Origin of the sequence: Leucobacter weissii (assembly GCF_017565745.1) — a bacterium.
GTDB classification, from domain to species: Bacteria; Actinomycetota; Actinomycetes; order Actinomycetales; family Microbacteriaceae; genus Leucobacter; species Leucobacter weissii.
This window is the reverse complement of the sequence record NZ_JAGDYM010000010.1, coordinates 1-16,206: the sequence shown is the minus strand read 5'-3', so window position 1 is coordinate 16,206 and position 16,206 is coordinate 1. Positions and strand designations below refer to the sequence as shown.

The window sequence follows — 16,206 nt, the reverse complement described above, 5'->3', positions numbered from 1 at the left end:
TGGTCAAGACTGTGAGCGATGGACACCCGTGCCCCCTCCGATCCGCCGCGCCCGCGCGCCGCCGCGCTCCAGGTGCTCGGCGTGTTCCTGCGGCTCGGACTGACCTCGTTCGGCGGCCCGGTCGCGCACCTCGGCTACTTCCGAGCGGCCTTCGTCGAGCGTCGGCGCTGGATATCTGACCGGGCCTATGCCGATCTGGTCGCCCTGTGCCAGTTCCTGCCCGGGCCGGCTTCGAGCCAGGTCGGGATGGCGATCGGCCTCCACCGTGCGGGAGCCCTCGGACTGGTGCTCGCCTGGGTCGGCTTCACGCTGCCCTCGGCCGCGCTGCTGCTGGCGTTCGCCTACGGGGCCGCTCTCGCGGGCGGCATGGGCGGCGGATGGCTCTCGGGTCTGAAGGCCGTCGCGGTCGCCGTCGTCGCGCACGCGGTGCTCGGCATGGCGCGTTCGCTCGCGCCGGACGCGAAGCGCGCAACGATCGCGGTCGGCGCGCTCGCGCTCGTCCTGCTGGCGCCCGGCGCGCTCGCGCAGATCGCCGCGATCCTCATCGCGGCGGTGCTCGGGCTGCTCTGGTTGCGCGACGAGCCCGCGGCGGCCGGCGCGGCCGACGCGTTCGACGTGCGCGTGCCCCGCGGGGTGGCGGTCGCCTGCCTCGCGCTGTTCGTCGTGCTCCTGCTCGGCCTGCCGCTGCTCGCCGCGGCGACCGGCGACGGCGCGGTGCGGCTGGCGGACATCTTCTACCGGGCGGGCGCACTCGTGTTCGGCGGGGGGCACGTGGTGCTCCCGCTGCTCGAGGCCGAGACCGTGCGGACCGGGCTCGTGGCGCAGGACGCCTTCCTCGCGGGCTACGGCGCGGCGCAGGCGGTGCCGGGACCGCTCTTCACCTTCGCCGCCTATCTGGGGGCGGTCACCACGAGCGGCCCGAGCGGGGCGCTCGGCGCGGGAATCGCACTGCTCGCGGTGTTCCTGCCCTCCGCGCTGCTCGTGGTGGGCGCGGTGCCGTTCTGGGAGCGCTGGCGCGCCTCCCGTCGCGCCAGGCGCGCCCTCACGGGGGTGAACGCCGGAGTCGTCGGCATCCTCGCGGCGGCGCTCTACACCCCCGTCTTCACCGAGGGCGTCACGGGTCCGGGCGGCCTCGTGATCGCAGCCGCCTCGTTCGTCGCCCTCGCCGTTTGGAGGGCGCCGGCCTGGGCCGTCGTCGCGGCCGCCGCGATCCTCGGCGCGCTCCTGCTCTGAGCCTCTCCGTCGTGCGCCGCTACTGCACCGACCAGCCGCCGTCGGAGGGCAGGATCGCGCCGTTGATGTTCACGCCGTCGTCGCTCAGGAGGAAGGCGATCGACGCGGCCAGGTGCTCCGCGGCCGCCACGGTCGGTATCGCGGACTGGAAGGGGTGCAGCCGCGCCGATCCCTCCTCGGAGACGTTCGGGGGGAAGGGGATCCCGGTCGCCACACCGCCGGGGGCGACCGCGTTCACGCGGATGCCGCGCTGCGCGTACATGAAGGCCGCGCTGCGGGTCAGCCCGTGAACGCCGTGCTTCGACACCGTGTAGGCGTTGCCGGAGGCGTTCCCGCGCAGGCCGGCCTCGGACGACACGTTGACGATCGACCCGCTGCCGGCTTCGAGCATGACGGGCACCACCGCGCGGGTGAGCTTGAACACCCCGGTCAGGTTGATGCCGATGACCCGGTCCCAGATCTCGTCGCTCGTCTCGTGGATCGGCGAGAAGTCGTCGTTCACCCCGGCCACGTTCGCCAGGCCGTCGATCCTGCCGTCCGCGGCCGCGACCACGCGGTCGATGTCCTCCTGCCGGGTCACGTCGGCCGCGACGGTGATCACGCTGCCGGCGGGCGCGGATGCCGCGAACTCGACGAGGCGATCCTCCGAGATGTCCACGGCGACCACTCGCCCGCCCTCGCGAGCGATGCGTGAGGCGGTGGCGCGCCCGATGCCGCCCGCGGCGCCGGTGACGATGACCGTGCGGCCGTCGAACCGGCCGGCGGTGATCCGCTCCTGCCAGCCGACCGGCTCCGCGTCCTCGGGGATCTCGCCTCCGTTGGCCGCGCGCACGAGATCGTCGACGGCGGACTGGGGGAGCCGGCCCTGGCTGAGCGCGACGAGCTGCTGCAGCGGCAGCGAGCGCACGGGATCCAGCGATCCCGCGTCGCTTCCGGACTGCGCGAGGAAGCCCCTGAGGATCTCGCCGCCCTCGGGATGATCGAGCCAGTCTCCGATTGACGTCTGGGCAGTGAGTGCGGACATGCGGCCTCCCGGGATCGTGCGTTCTGGAGACGGGCCGCGCAGGCTCGACCCGCAGGACCGAGTCTATCGCCGTGACCGGGTCCGACACGAGCGGTTCCCGAACCTCCGGAGCGTAGAATATATCGCGAGGGAACCACCTCGACCTCGACGGGGACGGTCGCACCGAGACTGCCCCCGCGCTTCGACCAGGCTAAGGAGACGACCATGAAGGCCGCCAGGTATTACGACCGTGGAGACATCCGCATCGAGGAGATCGAGGAGCCCGTCGTCGAACCCGGAACCGTCGGCATCGACGTGGCCTTCTGCGGCATCTGCGGCACCGATCTGCACGAGTACCTCGACGGACCCATCTTCGTGCCGCCCGCGGGGCACCCGCACCCGATCTCCGGGGAATCCGCACCGGTCACCCTGGGCCACGAGATGTCCGGCGTGGTCTACGCCGTCGGCGAGGGCGTCGACGATCTCTCGATCGGCGATCGCGTCGTCGTCGAGCCCTACATCATCCGCGACGACGTCGACACGTCGACCGCGAACCACGCCTACCACCTCTCGCCGGACATGAACTTCATCGGGCTGGCCGGGCGCGGTGGCGGTCTGGCGGAGAAGATCGTCGTGAAGCGCCGCTGGGTGCACCCCGTCGGCGACATCCCGCTCGACCAGGCCGCGCTCATCGAGCCGCTCTCGGTCGGCTACCACGCCTATCAGCGCTCGAGCGCGAAGACGGGGGACCTCGCCCTCATCACCGGCGCCGGCCCGATCGGCCTCCTCACCGCCGCCGTGCTTCGCGCGGAGGGCATCACCGTCGCCATCTCGGAGCCGAGCCCGCTCCGCCGGGAGAAGGCGCTCGAGACCGGCGTCGCCCAGCACGTCTTCGACCCCCGCGAGGTCGACGTCGTCGCCGAGGTCCGCGCGCTCACCGGGGGCCGCGGCGCCGACGTCGCATTCGAGTGCACCTCGGTGCAGCCGGCGCTCGACACCCTGTTCGAGGCGGTCAAGCCCACCGGGGTCATCGTCGTCGTGTCGATCTGGGGGCATCCGGCCTCGCTCGAGATGCAGAAGCTGGTGCTGAAGGAGGTCGACCTGCGCGGCACGATCGCCTACGTCAACAGCCATCCCGACACGATCCGGCTCGTGCAGGAGGGCAGGGTCGATCTGAAGCCCTTCATCACCGCGACGATCCCGCTCGACCGGCTCATCGACGACGGCTTCGACACGCTGATCAACCGCAACGAGACCGCCGTCAAGATCCTGGTGCAGCCGGGGGCCTGAACGAGACGGCGCACTCCGGCGACGATGCGCCGCCGCGGCCGTCCCCGCGGCGGCGATCCGCCGAGCCGGCGATCCTCGGAGGCGCCGTCGCGTGCGATAAAGTCGAGAACGGCCCGGAGCCGCTGGTCGAACGATCATCCGTGCCGCTCGCTGAACTCGCATCCGTAAGGAGGGGCCGTGTCCCGTACCGTCAAACTCGCAGTGATCCCCGGCGACGGGATCGGTCCCGAGGTGATCGAGCAGGCGAACCGCGTGCTCGACGCAGTGCTGCTCGGAAGCGGGGTGTCGCTCGAGCGCACCGAGTTCGCTCTCGGGGCCGCGCGCTACCTCGCGACGGGGGAGACCCTGCCCGCGGAGGAGCAGGCGGAGCTCGCCCGGCACGACGCGATCCTCTTCGGCGCCGTGGGCGGGGTCCCCGGCGACCCCGGGCTCAAGGACGCCAACATCGAGCGCGGACTGCTGCTCAAGCTCCGCTTCGACTTCGAGCACTACGCCAATGTGCGGCCCTGCACGCTCTTCCCCGGAACGGCGTCGACGCTCGCCGACCCCGGCGAGGTCGATTTCGTCGTGGTGCGCGAGGGCACCGAGGGCCCCTACGCGGGCAACGGCGGCCGCCTGCGCCCCGGCACCCCCGCCGAGATCTCCACCGAGGTCTCCGTCAACACCGCCTTCGGAATCGAACGGGTGGTGCGCTACGCCTTCGAACTCGCGTCGCGGAGGCCTCGCAAGCGACTCACCTGGGTGCACAAGACCAACGTGCTCATCCACGCGGGGGCGACGTGGCAGCGCGTCGTCGAGGCGGTCGCGGCGGAGCATCCGGACATCGCCGTCGACTACCTGCACGTCGACGCCGCGACCATCTTCATGGTCCAGGATCCGACGCGTTTCGACGTGATCGTGACCGACAACCTCTTCGGTGATATCCTGACAGACCTGGCCGGCGCCATCGGCGGCGGCATCGGGCTCGCCGCCAGCGGGAACATCAACCCCGACGGCGCGTTCCCGAGCATGTTCGAACCCGTCCACGGCTCTGCGCCCGACATCGCTGGGCAGCAGAAGGCGGATCCGACCGCGGCGATCCTGTCCGCGGCGCTCATGCTGGACCACCTGGGACTCGAAGCGGAGGCGGGACGCGTGCGCTCCGCCGTGCGCGACGACCTGGCGGTCCGCGGCTCCGAGCGCCGGTCGACCACCGAGACCGGCGACGCCGTCATCGCGCGGATCCCGCCGCGCTGATTCCCGCAGATCCACACTCCGTTCGGTCGTCCCAGGCGACCGCGGCCGAGAGAAAGCACCCCATGACCGAGCTCACCCTCCGGCACACGCCGGCAGACCGACTCCCCGAGGCCGAGCGCGAGGCGATCCTCGCGGACCCCGGCTTCGGCAAGCGCTTCACCGACCACATGGTCTCGATCGTCTGGACGCACGACCGGGGCTGGCACGACGCCGAGCTCGTCCCCTACGGCCCGATCCCGATCGACCCGGCCTCTTCGGTGCTGCACTACGGGCAGGAGATCTTCGAGGGGCTGAAGGCCTACCGGCACCCGAACGGCGAGGTGGTCACCTTCCGTCCCGAGGAGAACGCCCGCCGCCTGAACGCGAGCGCGCGCCGCCTCGCCCTGCCCGAACTGCCGGAGGAGCTCTTCGTCCGCGCGATCGACGAGCTCGTCCGGCTCGATGCGGCCTGGGTGCCCGGCGGCGCCGAGCAGAGCCTCTACCTCCGTCCGTTCATGATCGCGGACGAGAGCTTCCTGGGCGTGCGCGCCGCCGAGCGCGCCCGGTTCCTCGTGATCGCGAGCCCGGCCGGCCCCTACTTCACGGGCGGGGTGAAGCCGGTCTCGATCTGGCTCTCGCAGGAGCTGGCCCGCGCGGGCCACGGCGGGACCGGCGCGGCGAAGTGCGGCGGCAACTACGCCGCCTCCCTCCTCCCCACCCGGGTCGCCCAGGAGCACGGCTGCGCGCAGGTGCTCTTCACCGACTCGAACACCGCGGACACCATCGACGAGCTCGGCGGCATGAACCTGTTCCTGGTGCGCTCCGACGGCACGCTGATCACTCCGGAACTCAACGGCAACATCCTCGCGGGCATCACCCGAGACAGCCTGATCCGCCTCGCCGCCGACCGGGGCCTGGCCACCGAGGAGCGCGCCGTGACCGTGACCGAGTGGCGCGAGGGCGCGGCCGACGGCACGATCACGGAAGCCTTCGCCTGCGGCACCGCGGCCGTGATCACCCCGATCTCCCGGCTGCTCGGGGAGGACGGCACGCTCGTCGACTTCGGCGACCGCGCACCCGGCGCGCTCACCGTCTCGCTGCGCGACGAGCTCACGGGAATCCAGTTCGGGACGGTGCCGGACCGGCACGGCTGGGTGCACCGCGTCTCGGACGCGGCCTGACGGGGCGACGAGATGAAGATCGCACGATTCGAGCACGAGGGCGCGATCGCCTTCGGCGTGCTCGATCGCGCGGAGGGCGCGGGCGCGATCGAGGTCGTCGAACTCGCGGGGGATCCGATGGTCGCGGGCTACGAGACCACGGGGCGCCGCCTGCCGCTCGCGGGCGTGCGCCTGCTCGCTCCCGTGATCCCGCGCTCCAAGATCGTCTGCGTCGGGAAGAACTACGAGGAGCACGTCGAGGAGATGCGCGGCGTGACGGGTCCCGGCGGGCCGGCCCCGGAGGAGCCGCTGCTCTTCCTCAAGCCGAACACCGCGGTCATCGGGCCGGGAGATGAGATCGTGCGCCCGGCCGTCTCCGAGCGCGTCGAGCACGAGGGAGAGCTCGCGGTCGTGATCGGCTCCGTGGCGAAGGGCGTCGCGCCCGAGCGCGTCTCCGAGGTCGTCTACGGATTCACCTGCGCGAACGACGTCACGGCGCGGGACCTGCAGATCGCGGACGGCCAGTGGGCGCGGGCCAAGGGCTTCGACACGTTCTGCCCGCTGGGGCCCGTGATCGAGACCGAGTTCGACGCGACGGACGCCGTCGTGGAGACCCGCGTGAACGGCGAGGTCCGCCAGCGCGCCTCGACCGCAGCGCTCATCCACTCGATCGAGCGCATCGTCGCGCACGCCTCCGAGGCGTTCACGCTGCTGCCGGGCGACGTGATCCTCACCGGGACCCCGGCCGGGGTCGGACCGCTCCGCCGCGGCGACACGGTCGAGGTCGAGGTCTCGGGCATCGGTATCCTGCGCAACCGCGTGGTCTGAGCGCGCGCGAAGGCGTAGGCTGGGCGCATGGGCGAACAGGTGGCGCACGACGGCTTCTCTCTTCCGGCGATCGGGTTCGGCAGCTATGCGCTGAACGGGGCGAACGGCGCACGCGCCGTGCAGGCGGCGGTCGAGGCGGGATACCGGCTCATCGACTCGGCGTTCAACTACGAGAACGAGGGGGCGGTGGGCCTGGGCGTGCGGCGGGCCGCAGCCGACCGGGCCGGCGTGATCGTCACCAGCAAGCTGCCCGGCCGGCACCACGAGCGCGAGGCCGCGCTGCGCACCGTCGAGGAAAGCGTCTACCGCACCGGCCTCGACGCGATCGACCTCTACCTCATCCACTGGCCCAACCCGCTGACCGGGCGGTACGTCGAAGCCTGGGAGGCGCTCGTCGAGGCGCGCGAGCGGGGCCTGGTGCGGCACATCGGCGTCTCCAACTTCCTGCCGGAGCACCTCGAGCGCATCGAGGACGCGACGGGGGTCCGGCCCTCGGTCAACCAGATCGAGCTGCACCCCTTCTTCCCTCAGGAGGATGCGGTCGCGTATCACCGGGAGCGGGGGATCGTCACCGAGGCCTGGAGCCCGGTGGGGCGGGGCGGCGAGATCCAGCGGGATCCCGTGGTCGTCGGGATCGCGGAGTCCCGCGGGATCACACCGGTGCAGGCGATCCTCGCCTGGCACGTGGCGCGCGGGATCGTCCCGCTGCCCAAGTCGCAGGATCCCGGGCGACAGCGGGAGAACCTCGCGGCCGGAGAGATCGCGCTCAGCGACGAGGAGACGGCCGCGATCACCGCACTCGGACGATCCGACGGGCGCCTCAAGGATCAGGACCCCGCCGTCTACGAGGAGTTCTGAGCGCACGGGGAGCGCCGGACCGCCGGCTGCCTCGCGGATGCGACAATGGTTCGGTGGATCCCAACAAGCTGAGTCATCGAGCCCCTGAGCAGGGGCGTCTGCTGCCGACCCGTCCGGGGTCGGCCCAGCGCGCCCAGACCAGGCCCCGCACGGAGGGCTGGACCCAGCTCACGGGTCCGGACGGGCGGCCGACGCTGCAGTTCGCCTCGCCCCGGGTGACCCAGCCGCCGACGCACCTGGCCGACCTGACGCTCGAGGAGCGGGAGGCGAGGATCCGCGAACTCGAGCTGCCGAGGTTCCGGGCGCGGCAGCTCTCGAAGCACTACTTCGAGCACTACACGACCGACCCCGAGGCCATGACCGATCTGCCGAAGGACCGCCGCGGCGAGCTCGTCGACGCGTTCTTCCCTCGGTTGCTCACCGAGGTGAAGCGCCTCGTCACGGATGACGGGCGGACGATCAAGTTCCTCTGGCGCCTGTTCGACGGCGCGCTCGTCGAGTCGGTGCTCATGCGCTATCCCGGGCGGATCACCCTGTGCGTGTCGAGCCAGTGCGGCTGCGGCATGAACTGCCCCTTCTGCGCCACCGGGCAGGCCGGCCTCACGCGCAACATGTCGACCGCCGAGATCGTCGATCAGGTGGTGCAGGCGAACCGCGTGATCGCCGACGGCGGTCTGGGGGGCGTGCGCGAAGCCGGAGGCGGCGCGGAGCCCGAGCGGGTGAACAACATCGTGTTCATGGGCATGGGCGAGCCGCTCGCCAACTACAAGCGCGTGATGAACGCGGTGCGCCGCATGGTCGCCCCGGCGCCCGAGGGGCTCGGCATGAGCGCGCGCGGCGTCACCGTGTCGACGGTGGGGCTCGCCCCCGCCATCCGCAAACTCGCCGACGAGGAGATCCCCGTCACCTTTGCCCTCTCGCTGCACGCGCCGGACGACGAGCTGCGCGACGAGCTGATCCCGGTGAACAGCCGCTGGAAGGTCGACGAGGTGCTCGACGCCGCACGCGCCTACTTCGACCGCACCGGCCGCCGCGTCTCGATCGAGTACGCGCTCATCAAGGACATGAACGACCACGCCTGGCGCGCGGAACTGCTCGCGGAGAAGCTCAACGCCCGCGGCCGCGGCTGGGTGCACGTCAACCCGATCCCGCTCAACCCGACCCCGGGTTCGGTCTGGACCCGCAGCGAGCCCGGGGTGACGCGCGAGTTCGTGGACCGCCTCAACGCCGCGGGCGTGCCCACGACGCTCCGCGACACCCGCGGCACGGAGATCGACGGCGCCTGCGGGCAGCTGGTAGCGACCGAGCAGGATCGCGCCGATGCGGAGCGCGCCGTCGCCTCGCCCTGAGCGCTATCTCCCGAGCGCCGCGGCCAGCAGCTCGACGTCCTCCTCCGTGTTCCACAGGTGGAACGAGATCCTGGCGTTGCCGGCGCGGCCTGCCGCGACGAGGCCCGCGGTCCGCATCGCGCCGAGGTCCCGGCCATCGGGGTCGGCCCAGGCGACGATCGCGGAGCCGCCGGGTTCCAGGCCGAGCACCGCGCGTGCCGCGTTCGCGAGTCCGACGTCGTGACGTTCGACGGCGGAGAGATCGAGGCCGGCGACGTGGCGGAGCGCGGCCTCGGCTCCCGCGACGGCCGGCCAGGCGGGGGAGAGGTCGAAGCGGCCGGCGTCCGGCGCGAGCGGCATGTGATCCGCGTAGCAGGATCCCCAGGGGTCGCCGGCCGAGTACCAGCCCGCTGCGAGCGGCGCGAGGGTCTCGTCCAATGCCTCGCGCACGGAGAGGAACGCCAGGCCGCGGGGCGCGCACAACCACTTGTAGGCGTGGCAGACCGCGAAGTCGAACTCGGCGGCGCCGACGGGGTACCAGCCCAGGGACTGGGTGAGATCGGCGCAGGTGCGCGCTCCCGCGGCGGCGGCCTCGCGGACGATGGCCCGGTGGTCGGCGATCTCTCCGGTCGCCGACTGCACGAGGGAGAAGGCCACGAGCGAGGTGCGGGGCGTGATCTCCCCCGCGAGCTCCGCGAGGGGAGCGTAGCGGACCGTGATGCCCCGCCCGGCCAACTGTTCGAACGGGTGCGCGAGCGAGGCGAAGTCTCCGGCCGCGCACAGCACCTCGGATCCGTCCGGCACGCCGGTGCCGATCACGCTGACGAGCTGCGAGGTCTGCGCGCCGATGCCGACGCGGTCCGGCGGAACGCCGGCGATCGCTGCGAAGTGCCCGCGGCACGCCTCGAGCTGCTGGGAGAGCCGCAGCGGGTCGAGACGGCCCTGTTCCCACTCCGCGATGTGAGTCCGTACCGAGGCCGCGGTCTCGCGGGCTGGGAGGCCCGCCGTGGCCGCCGCGAGATAGCCGCGCACCGCGGTGAAGCGGTCGGCGAACCGAGGCGGTGCGGCGGTGATCATGGGACGAGTGTACGAGCCGCTATTGCATAAGCGAATAGAATATCTCTTATATTTCGCTTCACTATTTGTTATCATATTTGCATGAGCACCACACGAAGCGCGGACCCGCTCGGCGCGATCGACTCGACGGAACTGCGGATCCTCCACGCTCTCGCCACCACCGGTTCGCTGACCGCTGCGGCGGGCAGCCTCGGCCTCAGCCAGCCGGCGGTCAGCCAGCGCATCAAGCGGGTGGAGACGCGTCTCTCCGTGCCGCTCATCGAGCGGCAGGGCCGCGGCATCAGGCTCACCGCCGCGGGAAGGATCCTGGCCGATCACGGCCGCACCGTCGTCGCCGAGATCGATGCGGCGCTCGCCGCCATCGACGACCTCCGGGGCGAGCGCGGCGGCACCCTCCGCCTGGTCGGATTCCCCTCAGCCTCCGCCACGATCGTGCCCGCGGTCATGCGCCGGATGGCCGAGGACACGCCCGAGGTCTCCCTGCAGTACCGGGAGGCGGAACCCCCCGCAGCGGTCGACATGCTGCGCGACGGCGAGGTCGACTGCGCGCTCATCTTCGACTACGAAGGCGCGGGCGAGCTCCCCGCCGGCAGCGCGTTCACCCCTCTGTGGCGAGAAACCGTCAGTCTCGTGATCGCGGAGGAGCGGGCGGGGACGGGGAACCGGGCCGATCTCTCCGACTACGCGGCGGAGCACTGGATCGCCGGATGCGAGAAATGCCGCGGCCATCTGCTCGCCGCAGCGGCCGAGCACGGCTTCGAGCCCGACATCATCCAGGAGACCGACAACGTGCCCGCGATGCTCGCCATGGCGGCCGCGGGCGGCGCGGTGGCGCTGGTGCCGGGGCTGGCGCTCGCCGCGGCTCGCACCCTTCCGGACGACGCGACGGCGCTGCAGCTCGAACCGCCCCGCTACCGCACCATCGGGCTCGTCTCGATGGCGACGGTCAAGGAGAGCCCGCAGGTGCGTCTGTGCAAACGACTGCTCCACGAGATCGACGGAGCGGTCTGGGGCCTCGAGCCGCTCTCCCGAGTCGACGCACCCTAGACTGGAGGGCGTGTCTCCTAACAGCGATCCTCAGTTCTCGACGGCGACCGGCGGCGAGGTCCGCGTCCGCTTCTGCCCGTCGCCCACCGGCACCCCGCACGTCGGCATGGTGCGCACCGCCCTCTTCAACTGGGCGTATGCGCGGCACACGGGCGGCGCCTTCGTGTTCCGGATCGAGGACACCGACGCGGCGCGCGACAGCGAGGAGAGCTACCAGCAGATCATCGACTCGCTGCGCTGGCTCGGGCTCGACTGGGACGAGGGGATCGAGGTCGGCGGGCCGCACGCCCCCTACCGCCAGTCCGAGCGCGGGCAGATCTACCGCGACGTCGTGGCCAGGCTCCTCGAGGCCGGTCACCTGTACGAGAGCTTCAGCACGAGCGAGGAGATCGACGCGCGCAACGAGGCGAACGGCCGACCGAAGCAGCTCGGCTACGACAACCACGACCGCGGGCTGAGCGATGAGCAGCGGGCGGCCTTCCGGGCCGAAGGGCGGGTTCCGGCCCTGCGATTCCGCGTACCCGAGGTGGATCTCGGCTTCGACGATCTCGTGCGCGGCGAGATCTCCTTCCCGCCCGGCTCAACCATCGACTTCGTCGTGGTGCGGCCGAACGGCGCGCCGCTCTACACGCTCACCAACCCCGTCGACGATGCGCTCATGGGGATCACCCACGTGCTCCGGGGCGAGGATCTGCTCTCGTCGACGCCGCGGCAGATCGCCCTGCACCGCGCCCTGGTGGAGCTGGGCATCGAGCAGCGGATCCCGCGCTTCGGGCATCTGCCGTATGTGATGGGCGAGGGCAACAAGAAGCTCTCGAAGCGGGATCCCGAGTCGAACCTGCTGCACCATCGCGACCGGGGCTTCATCCCGGAGGGACTGCTGAACTATCTCTCGCTGCTCGGCTGGTCCATCGCCGCCGACCGCGACGTGTTCACCCGCGAGGAGATGGTCGCCGCGTTCGACGTCGCCGACGTCAACCCGAACCCCGCCCGCTTCGACCAGAAGAAGGCGGACGCGATCAACGCCGACCACATCCGCCTCCTCGATCCCGACGACTTCGCCGGTAGGATCCTGCCCTACCTGATCGCCGGCGGCGCGCTCCCCGCGGAGCCGGGCGAACGCCAGCTCGCGATCCTCCGCGAGGCGGCCCCCCTCGTGCAGAGCCGGATCACCGTGCTGAGCGAGGCGGTCGGGATGCTCGGGTTCCTCTTCACGACCGCCGACGCGCTCCACTACGAGGCCGACGCGCTCGCGTCGCTGAGGGCCGATGCGCCGGAGGTGCTCACGGCGGGCATCGCGGCCCTCGAGAGGATCGCGCCGGCGGACTGGCGCACCGGGACGATCCAGGCGGCGCTGCAGGAGGCGCTCATCGACGGGCTGGGGCTCAAACCGCGGATCGCGTTCTCGGCGCTTCGCGTCGCCGTGTCTGGACGTCGCGTCTCGCCCCCGCTGTTCGAGTCCATCGATCTGCTGGGCTCGGAGGACTCCCTCGCGCGCCTGGAGCGGCTTCGGACGCGCCTGCTCGAGACCCTCCGGGAGCCGGCGCCGTGAGCCGCGCTCCGGACCCGAGCGGTCCTGGTGCGATCGGCGCCACGGCCCCGATCGGTGTCGCGATCGTCGGCGGGGGCCCGGCCGGCCTGTCCGCCGGGCTGCAGCTCGTCCGCGCGAACCGCCGCATCGCGATCCTCGACAGCAACCGGCCGCGGCACTCCGCCACCCTGCAGTCCCACGGATTCCTCACCAGGGACGGCGCGCCGCCGCTGGAGCTGCGCCGCATCGGTCGCGAGGAATTCGAGGCCTACCCCACGGCGACCTTCGCCCAGTCGATCGTGCGGGAGATCGAGCCGCTCGATCCCGACGAGGCGCGGGGGATCGGGTTCCCCGACGGCATCGGCTTCGCCGTGCGGGGCACGGGGGTGCGCGGCGCGCCGGACGTCGAGTTCCGCGCACGCCGGGTGCTGGTCACGGCGGGGCTGACCGAGGAGCTCCCCGACCTCCCGATGATCCGAGCCTTCTACGGCACCGCGCTGCACAGCTGCGTGGAGTGCGATGGTTTCGAGAAGAGCGACAAGCCGCTGGTGCTCATCGGCGAGACGAGCGACGTCTTCGCGCGGGCGCTGCTGATCAGCCGGTTCTCGAGCGACCTGATCGTGTTCACGAACGCCGCCGACACCGTCACCGCGCATCAGGAGCAGCAGCTCGCCGCGATCGGCATCCGCGTCGAGCGGCGTCGGATCGACGACATCGTCGGGGAGCGCGCCGAGATGACGGGCGTGCGGCTCTCCGACGGCGAGGTGATCCCGCGCGTCGGGGGCTTCGTCCGGCCGCGCTGGCACGCGCCGGTGGAGTTCCTGGGAGACCGCGCCCTCGCGCGGGACGACTGGGGCCTCATCGTGGTCAGCGATCGCGGCGAGACGTCTCTCAGAGGCGTCTACGCGGCCGGCGACATCGTCCCGCCGGGACCGCAGCAGCTCATCATCGCCGCGGGCGAGGGCGCGCGCGTGGCGGGGAAGATGAACATGGATCTGATCCGGGGCGCACTGGGAGTCGGGCAGGTCGATGACTGAGATCGGAGCGGTACAGGTGGCGAAGCAGGAGTTCGGGGACCCCACCCGATATCAGACGCCGGGGGCCCGCGCGGCCGCAGCGGGGGGCCGCTACGCGCTCATCTCGGCGGTGTTCGTCGGCGTGCTCCTGATCTCCAACGTGGTGGCGGTCAAGCCCATCGCCTTCGGCGCGATCCAGCTGGGCGAGTTCTCGCTGCCGCTCGTCTTCGACGGCGGCGTCTTCCTGTTCCCGCTCGCCTACATCCTCGGAGACGTGCTCGCCGAGGTCTACGGGCTGCGCGCCTCCCGGCGCGCCATCCTCACCGCCTTCGCACTCGCGCTGGTCGCGTCGCTCACGATTCTGGCGGTGCAGCTCTCGCCCCCGGCCGACGGGTGGGAGAACCAGGAGGCCTTCGCCGCCGTGCTCGGGTTCGTCCCCAGGATCGTCGCCGCGAGCCTGATCGCCTTCCTCGCGGGGCAGCTCCTGAACGCCTGGGTGCTCGACCGCCTGCGCCGGCGCACCTCGGGGCGGTTCCTCCGCACGCGGCTCATCGCGTCGACGCTCGTCGGGCAGCTCGTCGACACGCTCCTGTTCTGCACGATCGCGTTCGCCGGGGTGATCACCGGCATCGACTTCGTCATGTACGTGGTGCTGGGATATCTCGTGAAGGTGCTCGCCGAGATCGTGCTGCTCCCGGTCACGACGCGGGTCATCCGGGCCGTCCGCGCGGCGGAGGTCGAGCGCGGGGAGCCCGGGGAGCGCAGCCACCCCTGACACCTGTTCAGCTCCGCATGCGGCCGAGCGTCTCCTCGCGCAGGTCCGCGAAGTCTCCGTCGATGATGCTCTGCCGGATGCGGTCCACCAGGCGCACGATGAAGCGCTCGTTGTGGATCGTCGCCAGGGTGGAGCCGAGCATCTCGTTCGCCTTGAAGAGGTGGTGCAGATAGGCGGCCGTGTAGTTGACACAGGTGGCGCAGTCGCACTCGGGATCGAGCGGCTCGAAGCGCCGCCGCTGCGCCGCGGCCTTCGCGTTGACCCGGCCTCGGGAGGAGTACATGGTGCCGCCGCGCGCCTGGCGGGAGGGTGCGACGCAGTCGAAGGTGTCGGCGCCGGCGGCGATGCTCGCGAAGAGATCCTCCGGCTCCGAGATCCCGAGGAGATGGCGCGGCTTGTGCTCCGGCAACTCGTCGCTGACCCAGCCGACGATCGTGCCGAGCTCGCTCTTCTCGAGCGCGCCGCCGATGCCGAAGCCGTCGAAGCGCTGATCCTGCTCCGTCTCACCGGTGAGCGCCGCGAGTCCGCGCGCCGCCCGGCGGCGCAGATCCTCGTACTGCGCGCCCTGCACCACCCCGAAGAGCGCCTGATACGGCCGGTGCGACCGCGCCGCGGTCCGGCGGGCGTGCTCGTCGAGGCAGCGCACGGCCCAGCGCTCGGTGCGGGCGACCGAGTCCTCCTGGTAGGGGCGGGTGTTGAGCAGCGTGGTGCACTCGTCGAAGGCGAAGATGATGTCCGCGCCCAGCTGGTGCTGGATCGCCATCGAGACCTCGGGGGTGAAGCGGTGCGTGTCTCCGTTGATGAAGGACTTGAAGGTGACGCCGTCCTCGTCGACGTGGGCCAGGCGGTCCTTGGTCTTCGCGATCACCTCCGCGTCGGCGTAGGCCTGCTCGCTCATCGAGATGACCTTCTTGAAGCCCACGCCGAGCGACATCACCTGGAAGCCCCCGGAGTCGGTGAAGGTGGGGCCCGGCCAGTTCATGAAGCGGCCGAGCCCGCCGGCCTGATCGACGATGTCGGCTCCCGGCTGGAGGAACAGGTGGTAGGCGTTCGCCAGCACCGCCTGCCCGCCCAGTTCCGCCACGGTCTCGGGCAGCATCGCCTTGACCGTGGCCTTGGTGCCGACGGGGATGAACGCGGGAGTGCGGATCTCGCCGTGCGGGGTGCGGATCACGCCGGCGCGGCCGAGCGGTGCGCCGTCGCCGCCGAGCTGGCCCCCATCGCGGAGCCGATGGGTCACCTCGAAGCCGAAGTCGGCGGGGGAGGGGGGCGTGTCGTCGGTCTCGGAGTGCGCTGCGCGTTCTGGGCTGGTCACCCGACTATTCAAGCAGTCGGGGCGCCGCACGTGCGACACGCCCGCGCGAACGGGGACCCCTTGCGCGAGGGGGATGCTGTCGCGCGAGTGGGACCGGATTGCGCCGTGCAACGGGGCTCCTCTCGCGCAACACCGTCCCGCTCACGTCGACATCGACCTCGGCATCGACCCCGGTGGCGGCGACACGCCCGGATCGACAGCTCAGTTTGCCCTCGCCGAGCGATCCGGCCTATAGTTGATCCTCGTTGGGTCGAGGCCGAAAAGCCGAATCGGACCAGCATGATTCCCCGAAGTCGGCGAGTTGAATCAGCTTGCCGCTCGTGCTATGATAGGGGAACGCTTCGCAAGGCTCTTGAGAAACATTTTCGTAATGCGCTCGAGTCGAGAAGCGAGAACTGCCAGTTCTTCGGAGGGCCTGTTGTGGGTTGTTACGGGGGGTGTCTGGTCTTTGAGAACTCAATAGTGTGCACTTGATTGTTTTGTGCCAAGTTTGGTTTCTGGTTGCCATGTTGTGGTGGCTGGGGGCCTGT

14 protein-coding genes are annotated in these 16,206 nt (G+C 71.3%); 11 read left to right on the top strand and 3 right to left on the bottom strand.

Translation table 11 applies throughout. The annotated features are described in order from the left end of the window. Window positions 1–18 precede the first annotated feature (18 nt). Window positions 19–1,233: a chromate efflux transporter gene (chrA, locus tag J4H92_RS08825; RefSeq protein WP_208097819.1), complete on the top strand. Its 1,215-nt coding sequence runs from the start codon at window positions 19–21 to the stop codon at window positions 1,231–1,233. Window positions 1,234–1,252: 19 nt separating this feature from the next. Here chrA and J4H92_RS08820 read toward each other — a convergent pair whose 3' ends face one another. Beyond that, window positions 1,253–2,257 carry an SDR family NAD(P)-dependent oxidoreductase gene (locus J4H92_RS08820; protein ID WP_208097818.1) on the bottom strand — a complete coding sequence of 335 codons (1,005 nt, stop codon included), beginning with the start codon at window positions 2,255–2,257 and terminating at the stop codon, window positions 1,253–1,255. A gap of 204 nt (window positions 2,258–2,461) precedes the next feature. On the opposite strand from J4H92_RS08820, the gene J4H92_RS08815 reads away from it, so the two are divergent. From J4H92_RS08815 to rlmN, 6 genes are all read left to right on the top strand, one after another. Next, window positions 2,462–3,526 carry a 2,3-butanediol dehydrogenase gene (locus J4H92_RS08815; RefSeq protein WP_208097817.1) on the top strand — a complete coding sequence of 355 codons (1,065 nt, stop codon included), beginning with the start codon at window positions 2,462–2,464 and terminating at the stop codon, window positions 3,524–3,526. Window positions 3,527–3,703: 177 nt separating this feature from the next. Then, entirely contained in the window at window positions 3,704–4,762 is a 1,059-nt protein-coding gene (locus J4H92_RS08810) for a 3-isopropylmalate dehydrogenase (RefSeq protein WP_208097816.1), read from the top strand. Between the two features lie 62 nt (window positions 4,763–4,824). After that, on the top strand, window positions 4,825–5,922 hold the full coding sequence (locus J4H92_RS08805) for a branched-chain amino acid aminotransferase (RefSeq protein ID WP_208097815.1): 1,098 nt from the start codon (window positions 4,825–4,827) through the stop codon (window positions 5,920–5,922). A gap of 12 nt (window positions 5,923–5,934) precedes the next feature. Beyond that, window positions 5,935–6,729, top strand: coding sequence for a fumarylacetoacetate hydrolase family protein (locus J4H92_RS08800; protein ID WP_208097814.1), 795 nt, complete (start codon window positions 5,935–5,937; stop codon window positions 6,727–6,729). Between the two features lie 27 nt (window positions 6,730–6,756). Then, a complete protein-coding gene (locus J4H92_RS08795; RefSeq protein ID WP_208097813.1) occupies window positions 6,757–7,587 on the top strand; it encodes an aldo/keto reductase in 831 nt (276 codons plus the stop codon). 53 nt (window positions 7,588–7,640) lie between these two features. Then, the gene (gene rlmN / locus J4H92_RS08790) at window positions 7,641–8,936 is read left to right on the top strand and encodes a dual-specificity RNA methyltransferase RlmN (RefSeq protein ID WP_208097812.1); all 1,296 of its coding nucleotides are present in this window, start codon (window positions 7,641–7,643) and stop codon (window positions 8,934–8,936) included. Between the two features lie 3 nt (window positions 8,937–8,939). Here the strand turns inward: rlmN and J4H92_RS08785 are convergent, their stop codons facing one another. Then, window positions 8,940–9,992, bottom strand: coding sequence for an aminotransferase class V-fold PLP-dependent enzyme (locus tag J4H92_RS08785; RefSeq protein WP_208097811.1), 1,053 nt, complete (start codon window positions 9,990–9,992; stop codon window positions 8,940–8,942). An 81-nt stretch (window positions 9,993–10,073) separates the two neighbouring features. Here J4H92_RS08785 and J4H92_RS08780 point away from each other — a divergent pair, with 81 nt between their 5' ends. Genes J4H92_RS08780 through J4H92_RS08765 form a run of 4 tightly spaced genes read left to right on the top strand, consistent with a single transcriptional unit; the run spans window position 10,074 to window position 14,361 of the window. Beyond that, entirely contained in the window at window positions 10,074–11,039 is a 966-nt protein-coding gene (locus J4H92_RS08780; protein WP_208097810.1) for a LysR family transcriptional regulator, read from the top strand. Between the two features lie 10 nt (window positions 11,040–11,049). Continuing rightward, window positions 11,050–12,591 (top strand): glutamate--tRNA ligase, encoded by a 1,542-nt coding sequence (gltX, locus tag J4H92_RS08775; RefSeq protein ID WP_208097809.1) that lies wholly within the window; start codon window positions 11,050–11,052, stop codon window positions 12,589–12,591. Further along, the gene (locus J4H92_RS08770) at window positions 12,588–13,607 is read left to right on the top strand and encodes an NAD(P)/FAD-dependent oxidoreductase (protein WP_341783048.1); all 1,020 of its coding nucleotides are present in this window, start codon (window positions 12,588–12,590) and stop codon (window positions 13,605–13,607) included. Before gltX ends, J4H92_RS08770 begins: the two co-directional genes overlap by 4 nt. Further along, complete coding sequence (locus J4H92_RS08765; protein WP_208097808.1) at window positions 13,600–14,361, top strand: queuosine precursor transporter; 762 nt, start codon at window positions 13,600–13,602, stop codon at window positions 14,359–14,361. Before J4H92_RS08770 ends, J4H92_RS08765 begins: the two co-directional genes overlap by 8 nt. 7 nt (window positions 14,362–14,368) lie before the next feature. Here the strand turns inward: J4H92_RS08765 and tgt are convergent, their stop codons facing one another. Continuing rightward, entirely contained in the window at window positions 14,369–15,676 is a 1,308-nt protein-coding gene (tgt, locus tag J4H92_RS08760; protein WP_208097807.1) for a tRNA guanosine(34) transglycosylase Tgt, read from the bottom strand. Window positions 15,677–16,206: the final 530 nt, after the last annotated feature.